Genomic DNA, 15,045 nt, shown 5'->3' on the forward strand with positions numbered 1-15,045 from the left:
TCGCAGGAGGGGCACGCGACCGGACTTGAGGAGACGTGTGTCTGGGCTGTTGAAGCTAAATCAAGTTCGGTGGGACGTACACAGTTCGTGCACACATCGGTGCGGTGGGGCGGGACATGGTTGCCGGGACGACTGAGAATCGCCGTCACGCGGCCATTAGTCGACGGCGGAATGCCAGTTCTTCGCGAGGCGCTTGCCGGCGTCGGGGGCGAAGGTGCCGGGGGCGTTCAGGCCGGCGAGGTGGGTCTGGGTGTTGTTGAGCGTCACGCTGTTCTTTCCGGCGGCGGAGGGCAGGCCGGTCTTGGCGTTGACCGCCGCGTCGACCAGCCCGAGCAGGCCGAGACCGCAGCCGTCGGCGCCTGGCACGGCGAAGGTGCTGTCGTTCTGCTGGGCCCCGGTGAGGTTGACGCGGCTCATCTCGCCGTCCTCGGCGACGGTGCCGTCACCGTGGAAGAACGACATGCCGAACTCGGGGAACTGGAGGTTCTTTGGACGCAGGACGATGGGCTTGGCGGCGGTGCCGATGTAGCACTTGCTGCCGAGGAAGGGGTTTTCCAGGTGGATGCGGACCGGGAGGGCGACGATCGGCTTGTCGGTGACGATGCCGGCGGTCTGGTCGAAGTCGTAGGGGGCGCCGACGGACTCCACCGTTGCCGTGATCTTGTTCAGGGAGCTGTTGTCGAGCTGCACGCAGATGGCCGTGATCACGGGGACGTCGCTCGGGCACATCAGTCCCAGCAGCCCTCCGGGGACGGTGGCCGGGTCGGCGACGAGGGCGCCGCCGGGCGGGGCCACCACGGTGCTGGTGCCGTCGGAGTTCTGGACGACACCCATCTGGAGGTTGGTCTTGCCCGTGGGCACGGTGGTCCTGCCCAGTTTGATGGAGCCGTTGGGCGAGGTGGAGACCACGCACTGCGGGGTGCGGTCCAGGCCGTCGGCGGCGAGCATCGCCGGGGCGTCCACGGGGCAGCGGGTGAAGGGCGCCCACTCACCGTTCGGCACGGCGGCGGCCGCGGTGGCGGTGCCCATGGAGGAGAAGACGCCGAGCGCGGTGCCGAGTGCCGTGGCGGTGGTGGCGACTCTGGCGCCGAGGGATGTCCGCATCATGTGGCCTTTCGGGTCGGGGGTGGAGGGGGCGGGGAGCACGCAGGCAGGGGTATGGGGGGGAATCACCGTTCGGCTACGGGGATCTTGCGGGGTTGCGCGTCGTCGGTGCACTCGTCGGGGTTGAGCACATCGGCCGAGACGAAGCAGGTCTGTCCCTGGATCTGCTTGACGTAGTTGGCCGGACCGGAGACCGCGGCCGTGAGCAGACGGTCGAGGTTCTCACCGTCGGCGGTGCCGCAGCCCGTGAAGGCGGGGATGGTGACCTTGCCGGTCAGCGGGCCGCCGGACAGCAGCAGATAGCCGGTCGCGGGTTGGCCGGTGATCTGTTCGCCCCGGCCGTGCAGGACCAGGTGGTCGCCGGGGAACTTCGCCGGTTCCGGGTCCGGGGAGGCGAGGGAGGCCTTGGTCCGGCACTTCTTTCCCACGTCCAGCGGGGTGCCGTTGACCTTCAACGACGTCACCCGCAGCACGAGCGGCGCCCGGACGTAGGTGTCCGTGCTGGTGAACACGAAGTCGGTGGTGCCGTGCGAGTCGATGGTCATCGGGCCTGTCTGCTCCAGCACCATCGTGGCCGTCGTGGGGGTGAAGTCGAAGGTCAGGAAGGTCGCCTCGAAGGGCTGGGTCTGCTTGCGCTGCTGGTGGTAGAGGTCGGCGGTGGAGTGCTGGGTGATGGTGGCGCCGCTGTAGTCGGGGAAGAACACGAACTGCGGCTCGCCTTGGGTGATGAGTGTGCAGAACGGCGGGATCAGCGCGGCGCCGTCGAGCTTGTTCACGTTGGAGTAGCCGGTGATGTAGGCGTTCAACGACATCGGTCCGGCCGGGTACTTCTCGTCGTACTTGCAGGTGGGCGCGGGGCGGTCGGCGGCGGCTCCGCGTCGGCCCGGCTCGCTGACCTTCGGGGCGTGCTCGCCCGGCCGGTCCGTCGGCTCCTCGCCCGGCTGCCCGGGTGTGCCGGAGGCGGACGGTGTGCCCGAGGGAGAGCCGGACGGCGATCCGCTCGGCGTGCCCGGGTCACCCGACTCGTCCGTGCCGACCTGCACGTCGGCTAGTTCCCCCCCGTCCGGGGCGTCCCCGGCGAGCGTGCAGTCGACGGTCACCGAGGCGGGGTCGGGGGCGCCGCCGTCCGCGGTGGTCAGGGTGAGGTCCAGCGCGAAGTCGCGGGCGGTCATGGTTAGTTCGCCGGTGCTCTGTCCGGTCACCGTGGGGACGTCGCCCGTCGCGGTCAGCGTCAGCGGCCCGGTCGCGGGCAGGGCCGTGGGTTCCGTGCTGCCGCGCCAGGTCGCCTCGGCGGTGGCCTCGCCCTGGGTGACACCGACCGTGAGCCCGGTCGCCGCCCGTACACCGGCCGCGTGCAGCGCCGAAAGGTCCGCCACCGCGGGCTCCGGCAGGACGACGGTCGTGGTCACGTCCGCGGGTTCGATCGGCTCCCCGGCAGCCACCCGCTCGGGCAGGACCGCCGAGATCCGTACCGTCGCGGAATGCTTGCCGGAGGGGAACAGGCATACGTAGGGCAGTGCGGCGTCGATCTGCTGGGTCCCGGACGCCCCGGCCGCCGCGGGCACGGTGGCGGCCAGCACGACGAACGCGGCGATCGCCGCGCCGCGGGCGCGACCGCGGGCCGTCCGTCGGACGGCGGTCGGTGGGCCTGTCATGTGTCACTCCGCTCGGGTCGTCCCACGGTCCGAAACGGCCGACGGCGGCCCGCACGCCCGGCCGAGGTCACCGGCCGGGCGGCGGCGAGCCATGCGTCGGCTACGGGTTGGAGCCGACGATCTTCGGGATGGTCGTCGTGCCGGCGACCTTGACCGCGTAGTTGCCCTTGAAGGTGGGCTTGGTGGCGGTGGTGACCACGGTGCCGCAGCCGGAGGCCGAGGTGACGGCCAGGTCGCCGCTGACGCTGGCGACCGCGAGGATGCCGGTGGAGTTGGTGTAGGTGGCGGTGGCCTTGCCCTGCACGTTGAACACGCAGGCACCGGCGGTCACTTTGGCCTTGACGTTGCCGATGTAGCCCTTGGTCACGCCGGTCGACGCGGTGTAGTCCTGGGCGACGACGGTCCAGGGAGTGGTCGCGGTGGTCGTGACGTTGCCCAGCACGCTGGTGCAGGGCGAGCCGCTGGTGCCGAAGTTGATGGCGTTGATGCTGGCCACGGTCGCCGGGTTGCCGGTGGCGCTGGCCATGGTGCCCGAGGCGCTGGAGGTCGTACACGTCATCGGGATGTTCGCGGTCAGGACGATGTTCCCGCTGTTGGCCGCGGCGAAGTTGGACGGCGAGGGGGTGACGGTCCAGACCGTGGAGGGCACGGCCGAGGCGGGGGCGACGGCCATGACGAACGCGGCGGTGCCCGCGCCCGCCGCGACGGCGATTCTTGCCAGGGGTTTGTTCATGACTGGGGACTCCCTTGTGGATTGACCGGCAGAGGGGGACCGCGCCCATGCTGGTGAAGCGGAGGAAGAGGCGGTCCGCGGCTCGGAAATCCTCGACCGCGAGCCATGACGTTACTTGCGGGAAACTTAGCCGAACAATGCTGTTGACCATGATTCTTTCGAGAAGGGGAAATGCCTGTTCCCCAGGTGAGCAGTCCGGACCCCCGCTTAGTCATCCGCTGCTAAGAAAGGCACGGTGGCCGGAATCAGCGGACGCACCCGGGGAGCAGTTGATGTTGCTCCCCCTCCCCCACCGGAGCCGCTACTGCTCACCGAGTGACAAGAAGGGGCCGGGTCTTTGTCGCCGCGCTGACAAAGACCGCGGTGGGTCGACTCAAACCTCGGGGAATTCGGATCCCTCTCTTGCCCGCTCAGGTTACTCAGCCGTAGCGTGCCGGGTCAGGCGCTGATCTCCAGGCCGTGCGGTGCTCCACCCCCAGCGAGCCGCGCACGGCCCCTGTCCCGCACCCCGCGCCTCCGCTCACGAGCTTCGCCGCCGTCCGCCGCTTTGGAGGTGATATGGGAATCGAAGTGGTGGTCGAAGGCCTCACCAAATCCTTCGGCACGCAGAAGATCTGGCAGGACGTGAGCCTTACGCTGCCGGCCGGAGAGGTCAGTGTCATGCTCGGCCCTTCCGGTACGGGAAAGACGGTGTTCCTCAAGTCGCTCATCGGGCTGCTGAAGCCGGAGCACGGCCGCGTCCTCATCGATGGTGTCGACATGGTGAACAGCCCGGAACGGGATATCTATGAGACCCGGAAAAAGTTCGGCCTCATGTTCCAGGACGGCGCTCTTTTCGGTTCCATGTCCCTCTTCGACAACATCGCCTTTCCGTTGCGCGAGCACACCAGGAAGAAGGAATCGGAGATCCGCCGCATCGTCATGGAGCGGATCGACGTGGTGGGACTGCTGGGCGCCGAGGGCAAACTGCCGGGTGAGATCAGTGGCGGCATGCGCAAGCGGGCCGGGCTCGCCCGCGCGCTCGTGCTCGACCCGCAGATCATCCTGTGCGACGAACCCGACTCCGGGCTCGACCCCGTCCGCACCGCCTACCTCTCCCAGTTGCTGATCGACCTGAACGCGCAGATCGACGCGACGATGCTGATCGTCACCCACAACCTCGACATCGCCGCCACGGTCCCCGACAACATGGGCATGCTCTTCCGGCGCGAACTGGTCACCTTCGGCCCGCGCGAAGTCCTGCTCACCAGCGAGGAGCCGGTCGTGGCGCAGTTCTTGTCCGGCCGCCGCGAAGGCCCGATCGGGATGTCCGAGGAGAAGGACGCCGCGACCCTCGCGGCCGAGGCCGCCGGAACGCGGGGCACGGGCGGTCCCCGGAAGATCGTCCCCCAGTTGGAGCCCTCCCCCGGCCTTCCGCCACGCAGCGCCGTCACCCGCCGCCGGGAGCGGGTCCTCGGCATGCTCGACCGGCTGCCGCCCGCCGCCCGCACCGCCATCGAGCGCACGTACGCCGCCTCCCCCACGGGTGGTGCGACCGGCACCCAGGCCTCCCCCACCGGTGGTGTGCCCGACACCCACGGCTCCCCCGCCCCGACACTGCCCATGCCCGCCGCCGGGAGCGGCGCATGATCACCGGCGCCCTGCGGCAGACCGGCCGGCTCTTCGCACTCGCCGCGGAAGTGGCCCGGGCCATCTTCCGACGGCCGTTCCAGTTCCGCGAGTTCGTGGAGCAGTTCTGGTTCATCGCCGGCGTGACCATCCTGCCCGCCGCCCTGGTCTCGATCCCGTTCGGCGCCGTGATCGCCCTCCAGGTCGGCTCGCTCACCCAGCAGCTCGGCGCCCAGTCCTTCACCGGCGGCGCCAGCGTGCTGGCCGTCGTACAGCAGGCCAGCCCGCTGATCGTCGCCCTGCTGATCGCGGGCGCGGCCGGCTCCGCCATCTGCGCCGACCTCGGCTCGCGCACCATCCGCGAGGAGCTGGACGCCATGGAGGTCATGGGCGTCTCACCCGTGCAGCGCCTGGTGGTGCCCCGCGTCCTCGCGACCATGGGGGTCGCGGTCCTGCTCAACGGCCTGGTGTCCGTGGTCGGCGTCCTCGGTGGCTACGCCTTCAACGTCTACCTCCAGGACGGCACCCCCGGCGCCTACCTCTCCAGCTTCTCCGCCCTCGCCCAGCTGTCCGACCTCTACATCAGCGAACTCAAGGCGCTGGTCTTCGGGTTCATCGCGGGCGTCGTCGCCGCCTACCGGGGCCTCAACCCGCGCGGCGGCCCCAAGGGCGTCGGTGACGCCGTCAACCAGTCCGTGGTCATCACCTTCCTGCTCCTCTTCTTCGTGAACATGGTGATGACCGGCGTCTACCTCCAGCTCGTACCGCCGAAGGGAGGTTGAGGACCGTGGCCTCCCCGTTCGTCTGGCTGGACCGTTCCGGCGACCAACTCCTGTTCTACGTGCGCTCCCTGCTCTGGATCCCGCGCACCCTGCGCCGCTACCTCAAGGAGGTGCAGCGCCTCCTCGCCGAGGTCGCCTTCGGCACCGGCGGCCTCGGCGTCATCGGCGGCACCATCGGCGTGATGATCGCGATGACCCTGTTCACCGGGACCGTCGTGGGACTCCAGGGGTACGCGGCGCTTGACCAGATCGGCACCGCGGCCTTCACCGGGTTCGTCTCCGCGTACTTCAACACCCGCGAGATCGCCCCTCTGGTCGCGGGTCTCGCCCTCTCCGCGACCGTCGGCGCCGGCTTCACCGCCCAGCTCGGCGCCATGCGCATCAACGAGGAGGTCGACGCCCTCGAAGGCATGGGCATCCGCTCCCTGCCGTACCTGGTCACCACCCGCATCATCGCCGGTGTCGTCGCCATCATCCCCCTCTACGCGATCGGGCTGCTCTCCTCCTACCTGGCCTCCCGCTACGTGACGGTCCTCTTCAACGGCCAGTCCCGGGGGACGTACGACCACTACTTCAACCTCTTCCTCTCCCCCACGGACGTGCTGCTCTCCGTCCTGAAGGTGCTGATCTTCAGCGTGATGGTGATCCTCGCCCACTGCTACTACGGCTACCGCGCCTCCGGCGGCCCGGCCGGGGTCGGTGTCGCCGTCGGGCGGTCGGTGCGCAATGCCATCGTGCTGATCAGCGTCACCGACTTCTTCCTGTCGCTGGCCCTGTGGGGCGCCACCACGACCGTGAAGGTGGCGGGCTGACATGAGCGCAGCGCGAGGCGCGACGGCGCGCCGCCGGCTCGCCGGAGTGGTCTTCCTGGTGGTCCCGGCCCTGCTGGTGTGGCTCTCGGTCGCCGTCTACGACAAGCGGTTCACCGACTCCGACCCGGTGGTCGTGGAGACGGGCGGTGTCGGCAACGAGATGCACCTGGGCGCCGAGGTGAAGCTGCGCGGCGTCGTCGTCGGCGAGGTCCGCGAGATCGACGCCACCGACGACGGTGCCCGGCTCACCCTCGCCCTGCGCCCGGGGGCCCGCACCCGGATCCCGGCCGACGTGCGCGCCCAGATGCTGCCCACCACCCTGTTCGGCGAGCGCTTCGTCGCCCTCGTCCCGCCCGCCTCGCCCGCCGCGCGGCCGCTGGCCACCGGCGCCGTCATCCCGCAGGACCGCTCCACGAGCGCCGTGGAACTCCAGCAGGTCCTCGACGACGTGCTGCCCATGCTCACCGCCGTCCAGCCGCAGAAGCTCTCCGCCACCCTCTCCGCCGTCTCCCGCGCCCTGGAGGGGCGCGGCGGCCGGCTGGGCGACACCCTCACCCTCCTCGACTCCCACCTGCGCGAGTTCAACCCCCAACTGCCGACCCTCAACCGCGACTTGAAGCACCTGGTGAAGGTCAGCCACGTCTACGCCGATACCGCACCGGACATCCTCACGGCCCTGACCGACTTCACCACCACCACCGGCACCCTGGCCGAGAAGGAGAGCGAGCTGTCCGCCACCCTGGGCGCCACCACCAGGACGGCCGAGGACCTGACCGCCTTCCTGCGGCAGAACGAGGACAACATCATCCGGCTCTCCGCCTCCTCCCGGCCCACCCTGGAACTGCTCGCCGAGTACTCCTCGGCCTTCCCCTGCACCCTGCGCACCCTCGCCGACTTCGTCCCGGCCATGGACAAGGCCCTCGGCAAGGGCACCGACCGGCCCGGCCTGCGCGTCGACGTCACCACCGTGCCCTCCCGCGGCGCCTACCGCCCCGGCCGCGACACCCCCTCGTACGACGCGGACGGCGGCCCCCGCTGCTACCCCGTGCCCTACCTCGGCCTCGCCGGGAAGCCGACCGTGCAGGTCCCCGCGGCGGCCGGGCAGGACCTCGGGCCCGCCAACTCCCCGCAGGAGAACGACCTCGTCAACGAACTCCTCGCACCGGCCGCCGGCAAGGCCCCCACCGAGCTGCCCGAGTGGAGCAGTCTGCTGGCAGGTCCCGCCCTGCGCGGCACGGAGGTGACCCTGCGATGACGTCCCCCACCCGGCGCCGTCCGCTGACCGGCCCGGTCCTGAAGTCCCTGGCCTTCCTGGTGGTCACCGCGCTGGCCACGGCCGTCCTCGGGCTGAGCGTCGCCGGCAGCGGAGTCGGTGACGACAGCCTCACCTACAAGGCGCTGTTCACCGACGCCACCGGGGTCACCGACGGCGACAGCGTCCGCATCTCCGGGGTCGAGGTCGGCGAGGTCACCGACGTCCGCGTCGTCGACCGGCGCACCGCGCAGGTCACCTTCACCGTGCGCGACGACCGCACCCTGCCCGCGTCGGCCACCGCCGCCGTGAAGTACCTCAACATGGTCGGACAGCGCTACATCGCCCTGGAGCGGGGCAGCGGCGACCTCACCGGCGCGCTCGACGCCGGCGACACCATCCCGCTGGACAGGACCACCCCCGCGCTCGACCTGACCCTGCTCTTCAACGGCTTCAAGCCGCTCTTCGAGGGACTGTCCCCGAAGGACGTCAACGAACTCGCCGGCTCCATCGTGCAGGTGCTCCAGGGCGAGGGCGGCACCGTCGACAGCCTCATCCGGCACGTCGGCTCCCTCAGTACGACGCTCGCCGCCAAGGACCAGGTCGTCGGCAAGGTGGTGAAGAACCTCAACACCGTCCTGACCACCCTCAACGACCGGGAGAGCGACTTCGACGACCTCGTCGACACCCTCCGCAAGCTCGTCACCGGTTTCAACGACGACCGCAAGCCCCTGGGCAAGGCCGTCACCGCCATGGGCGACCTGACCACCGTGACCGCCGACCTCCTCCACGAGGGACGCGCCCCGCTGAAGAAGGACCTCCGCGAACTGGGCCGGCTCTCGGACAACCTCGGCGACGCCACCCCGCAGATCGAGGACTTCCTCGACCGCACCCCCGCCAAGCTGACCGCGCTGGGCCGGCTGTCCTCCTACGGCTCCTGGTTCAACCTCTATCTCTGCGAGGCCCGCGTGGACGGCGTCACCACCTCCACCGGCGCGAAGCCGCCGACCGGTGTCGCCGTCACCGAGGCCAGGTGCGGCGCATGACCCTGCTGCTGCGGCCCGGACGCCGCGACACCCCCGCTTCCGCGCCCCGCCGCTCCCGCCCGCCGCGCCTCAAGCCGGTCAAGGACCGCGACCCCGTCGCCGTGGCCGTCGTCGGCCTGCTCCTGCTGGCGCTGCTCACCGTCTTCGCCTACAACGCCGACCGGCTCTCCCTCACCGGCGGCGGCACCGCCTACAGCGCCGACTTCACCGAGGCGGCGGGCCTGGACGAGGGCGACGAGGTGCGGATCGCGGGCGTCAAGGTCGGCGAGGTCACCGGCGTGGCCCTCGACGGCGACCGGGTGCAGGTCACCTTCGAGGTCGAGGACGCCTGGCTCGGCGACCGCACCACCGCCGCCATCGCCATCAAGACACTGCTGGGCGACAAGTACCTGGCCCTGGATCCGCTCGGCGGCGCGGCACAGGACCCCGGCAGCCGCATCCCGCGGGCCCGGACCACCTCTCCGTACGACGTCACCCAGGCGTTCCAGGACCTCGGCTCCACCGCCGACGCCCTCGACACCCGGCAGCTCGCCAAGAGCTTCGAGACCATCTCGCAGACCTTCGAGAAGTCGCCGCCCCACGTCCGCAAGGCCGCGACCGGTCTGTCCGACCTGTCGCGTTCCGTCTCCAAGCGCGACCGCGAACTCGCCGAACTCCTCAAGGGCAGCGCCAAGTTCAGCAAGACGCTGAAGGACAACAAGTCCAGCTTCGAGACCCTCATCGAGGACGCCGGGCCCCTGCTCGGCGAACTCCGGGACCGGCGCAAGGCCATCACCGCCCTGCTCAAGGGCAGCCGCGCCCTCGGCACCGAACTGTCCGGCCTCGTGGACGACAACGACAAGCAGCTCGGCCCCACCCTGAAGGCGCTGGGCCGGGTCACCACCGTCCTGGAGAAGAACAGCAGCCGGCTGGACGAGACGCTCGCCCTGGTCGGCCCCTACTACCGGCTCGTCGGCAACACCCTCGGCAACGGCCGCTGGTTCGACAGCTACCTGTGCGGGGTGGTGCCGCGCGACTACCTGCCCGCGCGGTCCCGGCCCAAGACGTCGTGCATGCCGCCCGAGCAGTCGGCGGCGGCCCGGAGGAGCGGTGAGCGATGAGCAGACACGGAACACTCCTCGCCGCGCGCGGCGAACTCCTCGCGGCGCGCCGGAAACTCCTTGCGGCCGTGGTCGCCCTCGCCGTGGTCGCCGCCGGCCTCGTCGCGGTGCGCGCCCTCGACTCCGCCGGCACCCGCATCACCGCCTACTTCGACCGTGCCGTCGGCATCTACGCCGGTTCCGACCTGCGCATCCTCGGCGTCCGGGTCGGTGAGGTGGAGTCGGTCCACCCTCAGGGCACCCGGGTGCGGGTCGAGCTCGCGATGGACGACGGCGTACGCGTGCCGAAGTCGGCGCGCGCCCTGGTGGTCGCGCCCAGCGTGGTCGCCGACCGCTACGTCCAGCTCACCCCCGCCTACCGCGCCGGCCCCGCCCTCGCGGACGGCGCCGTACTGCCCGCCTCCCGCAACCGCACCCCCGTCGAGATCGACCAGCTCTACGCGTCGATCACCGACCTCAGCAAGGCACTCGGGCCAAACGGGGCCAACTCCGCGGGCGCCCTGTCGGGCCTGCTGAGGACCGGCGCCGCCAACCTCGACGGCAACGGCGCGGCCATCGGCAAGAGCATCGAGGAGTTCGGCAAGGCCACCAAGACGCTCGACGGCTCCAGCGACGACCTGTTCGCCACCCTCCGCAACCTCCAGACGTTCACCACCATGCTGAAGGGCAAGGACACCGACGTACGCACGGCACAGAAGCGGCTGGACACCGTCGTCGGCTACTTCGCCGACAACAAGGACGACCTCGCGGGCGCCCTGAAGGAACTCGGCACCGCCCTGCGCCGGGTGAAGACCTTCATCAAGGACAACCGGGGAGAGCTGAAGGAGAACGTCGAGCGGCTCGTGCCGATCACCCGGGCCCTGGTCCGCCGGCGCGCCTCGCTGGCCGAGGCCCTGGACGTCGCGCCGCTTGCCGCAGGCAACCTCGTCGGCGCCTACGACACCGACACCGGCAGGATCGACGGCCGGGCCGACCTCAACGAGATCAGCATGGGCGGCCCCCTGCTGCCCCTGCCGGCGACCGGCGGCTCCTCGAAGCCGCCCTCGCCCTCGGCCTCTGTCTCGGCTTCGGCGTCTGCTTCGGCCTCGGGGGAGGGAGAGCGGTGAAGCGCGTCGTACGGCGCCGGGGACGGGCGTCGGGACCGGTGGACGCCGCCGGCGCGGACCAGGTGGAGACCGCCGAGGCGGACCGCGTCGAGCCCCCGCACCGCACGGCAGGGCGCCGGGTGCTGACCGGCGGGGCCGCCGCCGGCGCGGGACTCGGCGGCCTCCTCGCCCTCGGCCTCGGCTTCGCGCTCGCCCTCGGCGCGTTCACCGTCACCGCTCCACGCTTCGACGGCATCGAGGACCTGCCTCTGCCGGGCGGCGCCGACCTCGGCTCGCACCCCTACACGGTCACCGCCGAACTGGCCGACGCCCTCAGCCTGGTGCCGCACGCCGCGGTCAAGGTCAACGACGTCGCCGTCGGCCGGGTCACCGCCATCCGCCTCGACGACGACCGCTGGTCGGCCCGCGTCACCATGGAGATCAACGGCGACGTCCGGCTGCCGCGCGACGCGGGCGCCCGCCTGGAACAGTCCAGTCTGCTCGGCGAGGAGTACGTCAGTCTCGTCGCGCCGGCCAAGTCGTCCGCCGGGGGAAACCTCGGCGACGGCGGTGTCATCCCCCTCTCCCGCACCGGCCGCAACACCGAGGTCGAGGAGGTGTTCGGCGCCCTGTCCCTGCTGCTCAACGGCGGTGGCGTCAACCAGCTCAAGACCATCACGCGGGAGCTCAACAAGGCCCTCGGCGGACGCGAACCCGAGGTCCGCTCCATGCTGAAGCGGGTCGACGAGCTCGTGGGAAACCTCGACGACCACCGCGGTGACATCACCGACGCCCTCGACGGCGTCAACCGGCTCGCCACCACCCTCGCCGGCCGCAAGGACGACGTGAGCACCGTCCTGACCGACCTCTCCCCCGGCCTGAAGACCCTGCACGAACAGCGCGGCTCACTGCTGACCATGCTGCGCTCCCTGGACCGGCTGTCCGGCGTCGCCGTCTCCACCGTCAAGGCGAGCAAGAACGACATGGTCGCCGACCTCAAGGCGCTCGCCCCCACCCTCAAGGCCCTCGCCGACGCGGGCAGCGACCTGCCCGACTCCCTCCAGGTGCTGCTCACCTACCCGTTCACCGACGAGGTGCTCAACGGGGTCAAGGGCGACTACCTCAACGTGTACCTGCACATGACCGCCGTCCCCGGCACCCAGGTCATCCCGCCCCTCGTGCCGCGGAGCACCCCCTCGCCCACCGGCACGCCCCGGGGCGCCGCGCCCGGGAAGCGGCCCGGCGGCGGGGCATCGCCCTCGCCCTCGGCGCCGCTGCCCCTGCCGTCCGTACCGACGCCCACCCGGGACCCCGGGGATGGAGGCGCACCCAGATGATCACCCTCGCCATACGTCTGAAGAATCTCGCCTTCCTGCTCATCGCCGTCCTCGTCCTCGGCTTCCTCGGCATCCGCTACGCCGACCTCGGCCGGTACGTGGGCGTCGCCGACTACTACACGGTGCGGGTCGAACTCCCGCGCACCGGGGGCCTCTTCACCCACTCCGACGTCACCTACCGGGGCGTGTCGGTGGGCCGGGTCGGTCCGATCGACCTGACCGCGGACGGGGTGGTCGCCCAGCTGCGCATCAAGAAGTCCGCCCCCCGCATCCCGGCCGACACGCGGGCCGTGGTGGCCGGACTCTCTGCGGTCGGCGAGCAGTACATCGACCTGCGGCCCGAGAGCGACTCCGGCCCCCACCTCGCCGACGGCACCCGGATCGCCCGGTCCGAGACCGAGGTGCCCGCGCCCGTCACCGACGTACTCACCAGTGTGGACGGCCTCGTCCGGTCCGTGCCGCTGGAGGAACTGCGCACGGTCGTCGACGAGTTCGGCAAGACCTTCGAGGGGCGCGGCGACGACCTGCGGGTGCTCCTCGACAACGGCAGCGCCTTCATCGAGGCCGCCGACCGGAACCTGCCCACCACCAGCCGCCTCCTCACCGACGGCGAGACCGTGCTGCGCACCCAGGCCGAGGAGGCGGGGGCGATCCGCGGCTTCGCCGAGGGCGCCACGGAACTCGCCCGCACCCTCAAGGGCTCCGACGCCGACCTGCGCCGTCTGCTCACCGTCACACCGGACGCCGCCACGCAGGTCAGCGGGCTGCTCAGGGATCTCGACCCCAGTTTGGGCGTCGTCCTCGCCAACCTGCTCACCACCTCCGAGGTCGCCGTCACCCGGCAGCGCGGCATCGAGGAACTCCTCGTGAGATATCCGGCGGCCGTCTCGGCGGGCGCCACCGCCGTCGACGGAGGAAAGATGAGACTCGGTCTGGCCGTCACCTTCTTCAAGCCCCTGCCCTGCACCGACGGCTACGGCGGCACCCGCTACCGTACCGGCCTCGACCTCGGCACCGCCCCCGCCCTCAACACCGGCGCGTCCTGCACGGCTCCGGCCGGCAGCGGCGTCAACGTACGGGGGTCCGCCCACGCACCACGGGGCGGCGCGGTGCCTGATCCGGCCAGGGCGGGCTCCCTGCCGTCGGGTGGGTCGCCCGGGGCGGGCGGTACGAGGGGTGAGGCGCCGTCGCGGTCGGGCGCGGGCCTACCGGGCGCGCTGGCCCTGCCGGACACGGGCGGCGCCGGAGCGACCGGGCTGTCGGGGCTGCTCGGCGCGGAGCCGGGCCGATGAGGCGGGCGCGGGCCGTCACCGGGGCGGGACTTGCGCTGGCGCTGGCGTTCTGCGGTGCCGGGGCGTGGACGTACGCGCAGGCACGGGGGGACGACTCGCTCGCGTACGGCCGTGCACGCGACGAGGCGCTGGCCGACGGGCGCGAGCGGCTCGCCGTGCTCAACACCCTCGACGCCTCGTCCCGGCAGCGGGCCGGGGCGGGCATCGAGGACTGGCGTGCCGCCTCGACCGGTCCGCTGCGGGAGGAACTGGGCGCCACCGCCCCCAGGAAGGGGGCCTCCGCGCGGGGCACGGTCACCGAGGCCGCGCTCACCACCCTCGACACGCGCGCGGGCACCGCCAAACTCGTCGCCACCGTGCGCGTCGAGGTCACACCCGGCGCGGGCAAACGGCCGACCACCGACCGCAAGCGCCTGGAGGCGGTGCTGGTCCGCACGGGCGGCGGCGAGTGGAAGGTCAAGGCACTGAGCGCGGTACCGCTCGCACGGACGGCGAAGGAGGACAAAGGCCGATGACACGGCTGCCGCACCTCGGACGGTCCCGGGACCACCGGGGCCCGGGCGACGGACCGACCGCCGAGCGGACCGGGCAGGACGTGGACCCCGGCGGGCAAGAGGAGGCGACCACGGACGCCGCCCCGGCCCCCGGCACCGAACCCGGCCGGGCCGCCTCGCCCGAGGAGCCCGCGGGAGTGCGCGGCGGCGGAGCGCGCCGGCGTGGCTCCGGCGGACGGCTCGTCCCCGCGGTGTGCGCCGCGCTGCTCGTCCCCGCCGGCTGCGGCTTCTTCTACGGCGCCCATCAGGCGAGGTCCACCCCGTCCGCCGCGAACCGCGCGCTGACCGACGCCGAGGAGACGACCCGGGTCGCCGGTGACGTCGGCAACGCCCTCGCCCGTGTCTTCTCGTACACGCCGGACGGTCTGGAGGCCACCGAGCGCGCGGCGCGGTCCGTCCTCGCGGGGCGGGCGCAGCGCCAGTACACGGAACTGATGGAGCGGATCCGCGCGGACGTCGCCGCGCGGCGCGTCACCCTGAGCACCCAGGCGGTCCGCACCGGGGTGATCGAACTCGACGGCGACAGCGCGCGGTTGCTGGTCTTCCTCGATCAGATCTCGCACCGCGGCAAGGCCGGGACCACCTCCGCGGCGGCCCAGCTCACGGTGACCGCGCGACGGGAGGACGACCAGTGGCGAATCGTCGACATCAAGACGCGCTGAGCGAGCGCGGGGAGAGGGGAGCA

At 71.6% G+C, this 15,045-nt stretch carries 14 protein-coding genes; 11 read left to right on the forward strand and 3 right to left on the reverse strand.

Features of this window, described 5'->3' with window-relative positions:
- Positions 1 to 156 precede the first annotated feature (156 nt).
- The 3 genes from ACZ5GP_RS00465 to ACZ5GP_RS00475 form a co-directional block, all read right to left on the reverse strand.
- Entirely contained in the window at positions 157 to 1,104 is a 948-nt protein-coding gene (locus ACZ5GP_RS00465) for a hypothetical protein (protein ID WP_468749062.1), read from the reverse strand.
- 65 nt (positions 1,105 to 1,169) lie between these two features.
- Entirely contained in the window at positions 1,170 to 2,759 is a 1,590-nt protein-coding gene (locus ACZ5GP_RS00470; protein ID WP_468748630.1) for a DUF6801 domain-containing protein, read from the reverse strand.
- A 100-nt stretch (positions 2,760 to 2,859) separates the two neighbouring features.
- Positions 2,860 to 3,492, reverse strand: a complete 633-nt coding sequence (locus tag ACZ5GP_RS00475; protein WP_468748631.1) for a hypothetical protein — start codon at positions 3,490 to 3,492, stop codon at positions 2,860 to 2,862.
- Positions 3,493 to 4,050: 558 nt separating this feature from the next.
- Here ACZ5GP_RS00475 and ACZ5GP_RS00480 point away from each other — a divergent pair.
- The 11 genes from ACZ5GP_RS00480 to ACZ5GP_RS00530 all read left to right on the forward strand — a co-directional run bounded on the left by ACZ5GP_RS00480 (position 4,051) and on the right by ACZ5GP_RS00530 (position 15,022).
- Positions 4,051 to 5,121: an ABC transporter ATP-binding protein gene (locus ACZ5GP_RS00480; RefSeq protein ID WP_468748632.1), complete on the forward strand. Its 1,071-nt coding sequence runs from the start codon at positions 4,051 to 4,053 to the stop codon at positions 5,119 to 5,121.
- Positions 5,118 to 5,882, forward strand: coding sequence for an MlaE family ABC transporter permease (locus ACZ5GP_RS00485; RefSeq protein WP_468748633.1), 765 nt, complete (start codon positions 5,118 to 5,120; stop codon positions 5,880 to 5,882). Before ACZ5GP_RS00480 ends, ACZ5GP_RS00485 begins: the two co-directional genes overlap by 4 nt.
- Positions 5,883 to 5,887: 5 nt before the next feature.
- Positions 5,888 to 6,694: an MlaE family ABC transporter permease gene (locus ACZ5GP_RS00490; RefSeq protein ID WP_468748634.1), complete on the forward strand. Its 807-nt coding sequence runs from the start codon at positions 5,888 to 5,890 to the stop codon at positions 6,692 to 6,694.
- Position 6,695: 1 nt separating this feature from the next.
- Positions 6,696 to 7,949: an MCE family protein gene (locus ACZ5GP_RS00495; RefSeq protein ID WP_468748635.1), complete on the forward strand. Its 1,254-nt coding sequence runs from the start codon at positions 6,696 to 6,698 to the stop codon at positions 7,947 to 7,949.
- Positions 7,946 to 8,992 (forward strand): MCE family protein, encoded by a 1,047-nt coding sequence (locus ACZ5GP_RS00500; RefSeq protein WP_468748636.1) that lies wholly within the window; start codon positions 7,946 to 7,948, stop codon positions 8,990 to 8,992. The genes ACZ5GP_RS00495 and ACZ5GP_RS00500 overlap by 4 nt, the downstream gene beginning before the upstream one ends.
- Positions 8,989 to 10,092 carry an MCE family protein gene (locus tag ACZ5GP_RS00505; protein ID WP_468748637.1) on the forward strand — a complete coding sequence of 368 codons (1,104 nt, stop codon included), beginning with the start codon at positions 8,989 to 8,991 and terminating at the stop codon, positions 10,090 to 10,092. Before ACZ5GP_RS00500 ends, ACZ5GP_RS00505 begins: the two co-directional genes overlap by 4 nt.
- On the forward strand, positions 10,089 to 11,198 hold the full coding sequence (locus tag ACZ5GP_RS00510) for an MCE family protein (RefSeq protein ID WP_468748638.1): 1,110 nt from the start codon (positions 10,089 to 10,091) through the stop codon (positions 11,196 to 11,198). Before ACZ5GP_RS00505 ends, ACZ5GP_RS00510 begins: the two co-directional genes overlap by 4 nt.
- A 119-nt stretch (positions 11,199 to 11,317) precedes the next feature.
- Positions 11,318 to 12,514, forward strand: a complete 1,197-nt coding sequence (locus ACZ5GP_RS00515; protein ID WP_468749063.1) for an MCE family protein — start codon at positions 11,318 to 11,320, stop codon at positions 12,512 to 12,514.
- A complete protein-coding gene (locus ACZ5GP_RS00520; RefSeq protein ID WP_468748639.1) occupies positions 12,511 to 13,806 on the forward strand; it encodes an MCE family protein in 1,296 nt (431 codons plus the stop codon). Before ACZ5GP_RS00515 ends, ACZ5GP_RS00520 begins: the two co-directional genes overlap by 4 nt.
- Complete coding sequence (locus ACZ5GP_RS00525; protein ID WP_468748640.1) at positions 13,803 to 14,321, forward strand: hypothetical protein; 519 nt, start codon at positions 13,803 to 13,805, stop codon at positions 14,319 to 14,321. The genes ACZ5GP_RS00520 and ACZ5GP_RS00525 overlap by 4 nt, the downstream gene beginning before the upstream one ends.
- The gene (locus ACZ5GP_RS00530; RefSeq protein WP_468748641.1) at positions 14,318 to 15,022 is read left to right on the forward strand and encodes a hypothetical protein; all 705 of its coding nucleotides are present in this window, start codon (positions 14,318 to 14,320) and stop codon (positions 15,020 to 15,022) included. Before ACZ5GP_RS00525 ends, ACZ5GP_RS00530 begins: the two co-directional genes overlap by 4 nt.
- The last annotated feature ends 23 nt before the right edge of the window (positions 15,023 to 15,045 follow it).

The sequence above is a fragment of the Streptomyces sp. NPDC031466 genome, assembly GCF_055581265.1.

Coding starts and splice junctions, on each gene's coding strand:
- ACZ5GP_RS00465 (WP_468749062.1), bottom strand. CDS start 1,104: ATGCGGACATCCCTCGGCGCCAGAGTCGCCACCACCGCCACGGCACTC.
- ACZ5GP_RS00470 (WP_468748630.1), bottom strand. CDS start 2,759: ATGACAGGCCCACCGACCGCCGTCCGACGGACGGCCCGCGGTCGCGCC.
- ACZ5GP_RS00475 (WP_468748631.1), bottom strand. CDS start 3,492: ATGAACAAACCCCTGGCAAGAATCGCCGTCGCGGCGGGCGCGGGCACC.
- ACZ5GP_RS00480 (WP_468748632.1), top strand. CDS start 4,051: ATGGGAATCGAAGTGGTGGTCGAAGGCCTCACCAAATCCTTCGGCACG.
- ACZ5GP_RS00485 (WP_468748633.1), top strand. CDS start 5,118: ATGATCACCGGCGCCCTGCGGCAGACCGGCCGGCTCTTCGCACTCGCC.
- ACZ5GP_RS00495 (WP_468748635.1), top strand. CDS start 6,696: ATGAGCGCAGCGCGAGGCGCGACGGCGCGCCGCCGGCTCGCCGGAGTG.
- ACZ5GP_RS00500 (WP_468748636.1), top strand. CDS start 7,946: ATGACGTCCCCCACCCGGCGCCGTCCGCTGACCGGCCCGGTCCTGAAG.
- ACZ5GP_RS00505 (WP_468748637.1), top strand. CDS start 8,989: ATGACCCTGCTGCTGCGGCCCGGACGCCGCGACACCCCCGCTTCCGCG.
- ACZ5GP_RS00510 (WP_468748638.1), top strand. CDS start 10,089: ATGAGCAGACACGGAACACTCCTCGCCGCGCGCGGCGAACTCCTCGCG.
- ACZ5GP_RS00520 (WP_468748639.1), top strand. CDS start 12,511: ATGATCACCCTCGCCATACGTCTGAAGAATCTCGCCTTCCTGCTCATC.
- ACZ5GP_RS00525 (WP_468748640.1), top strand. CDS start 13,803: ATGAGGCGGGCGCGGGCCGTCACCGGGGCGGGACTTGCGCTGGCGCTG.
- ACZ5GP_RS00530 (WP_468748641.1), top strand. CDS start 14,318: ATGACACGGCTGCCGCACCTCGGACGGTCCCGGGACCACCGGGGCCCG.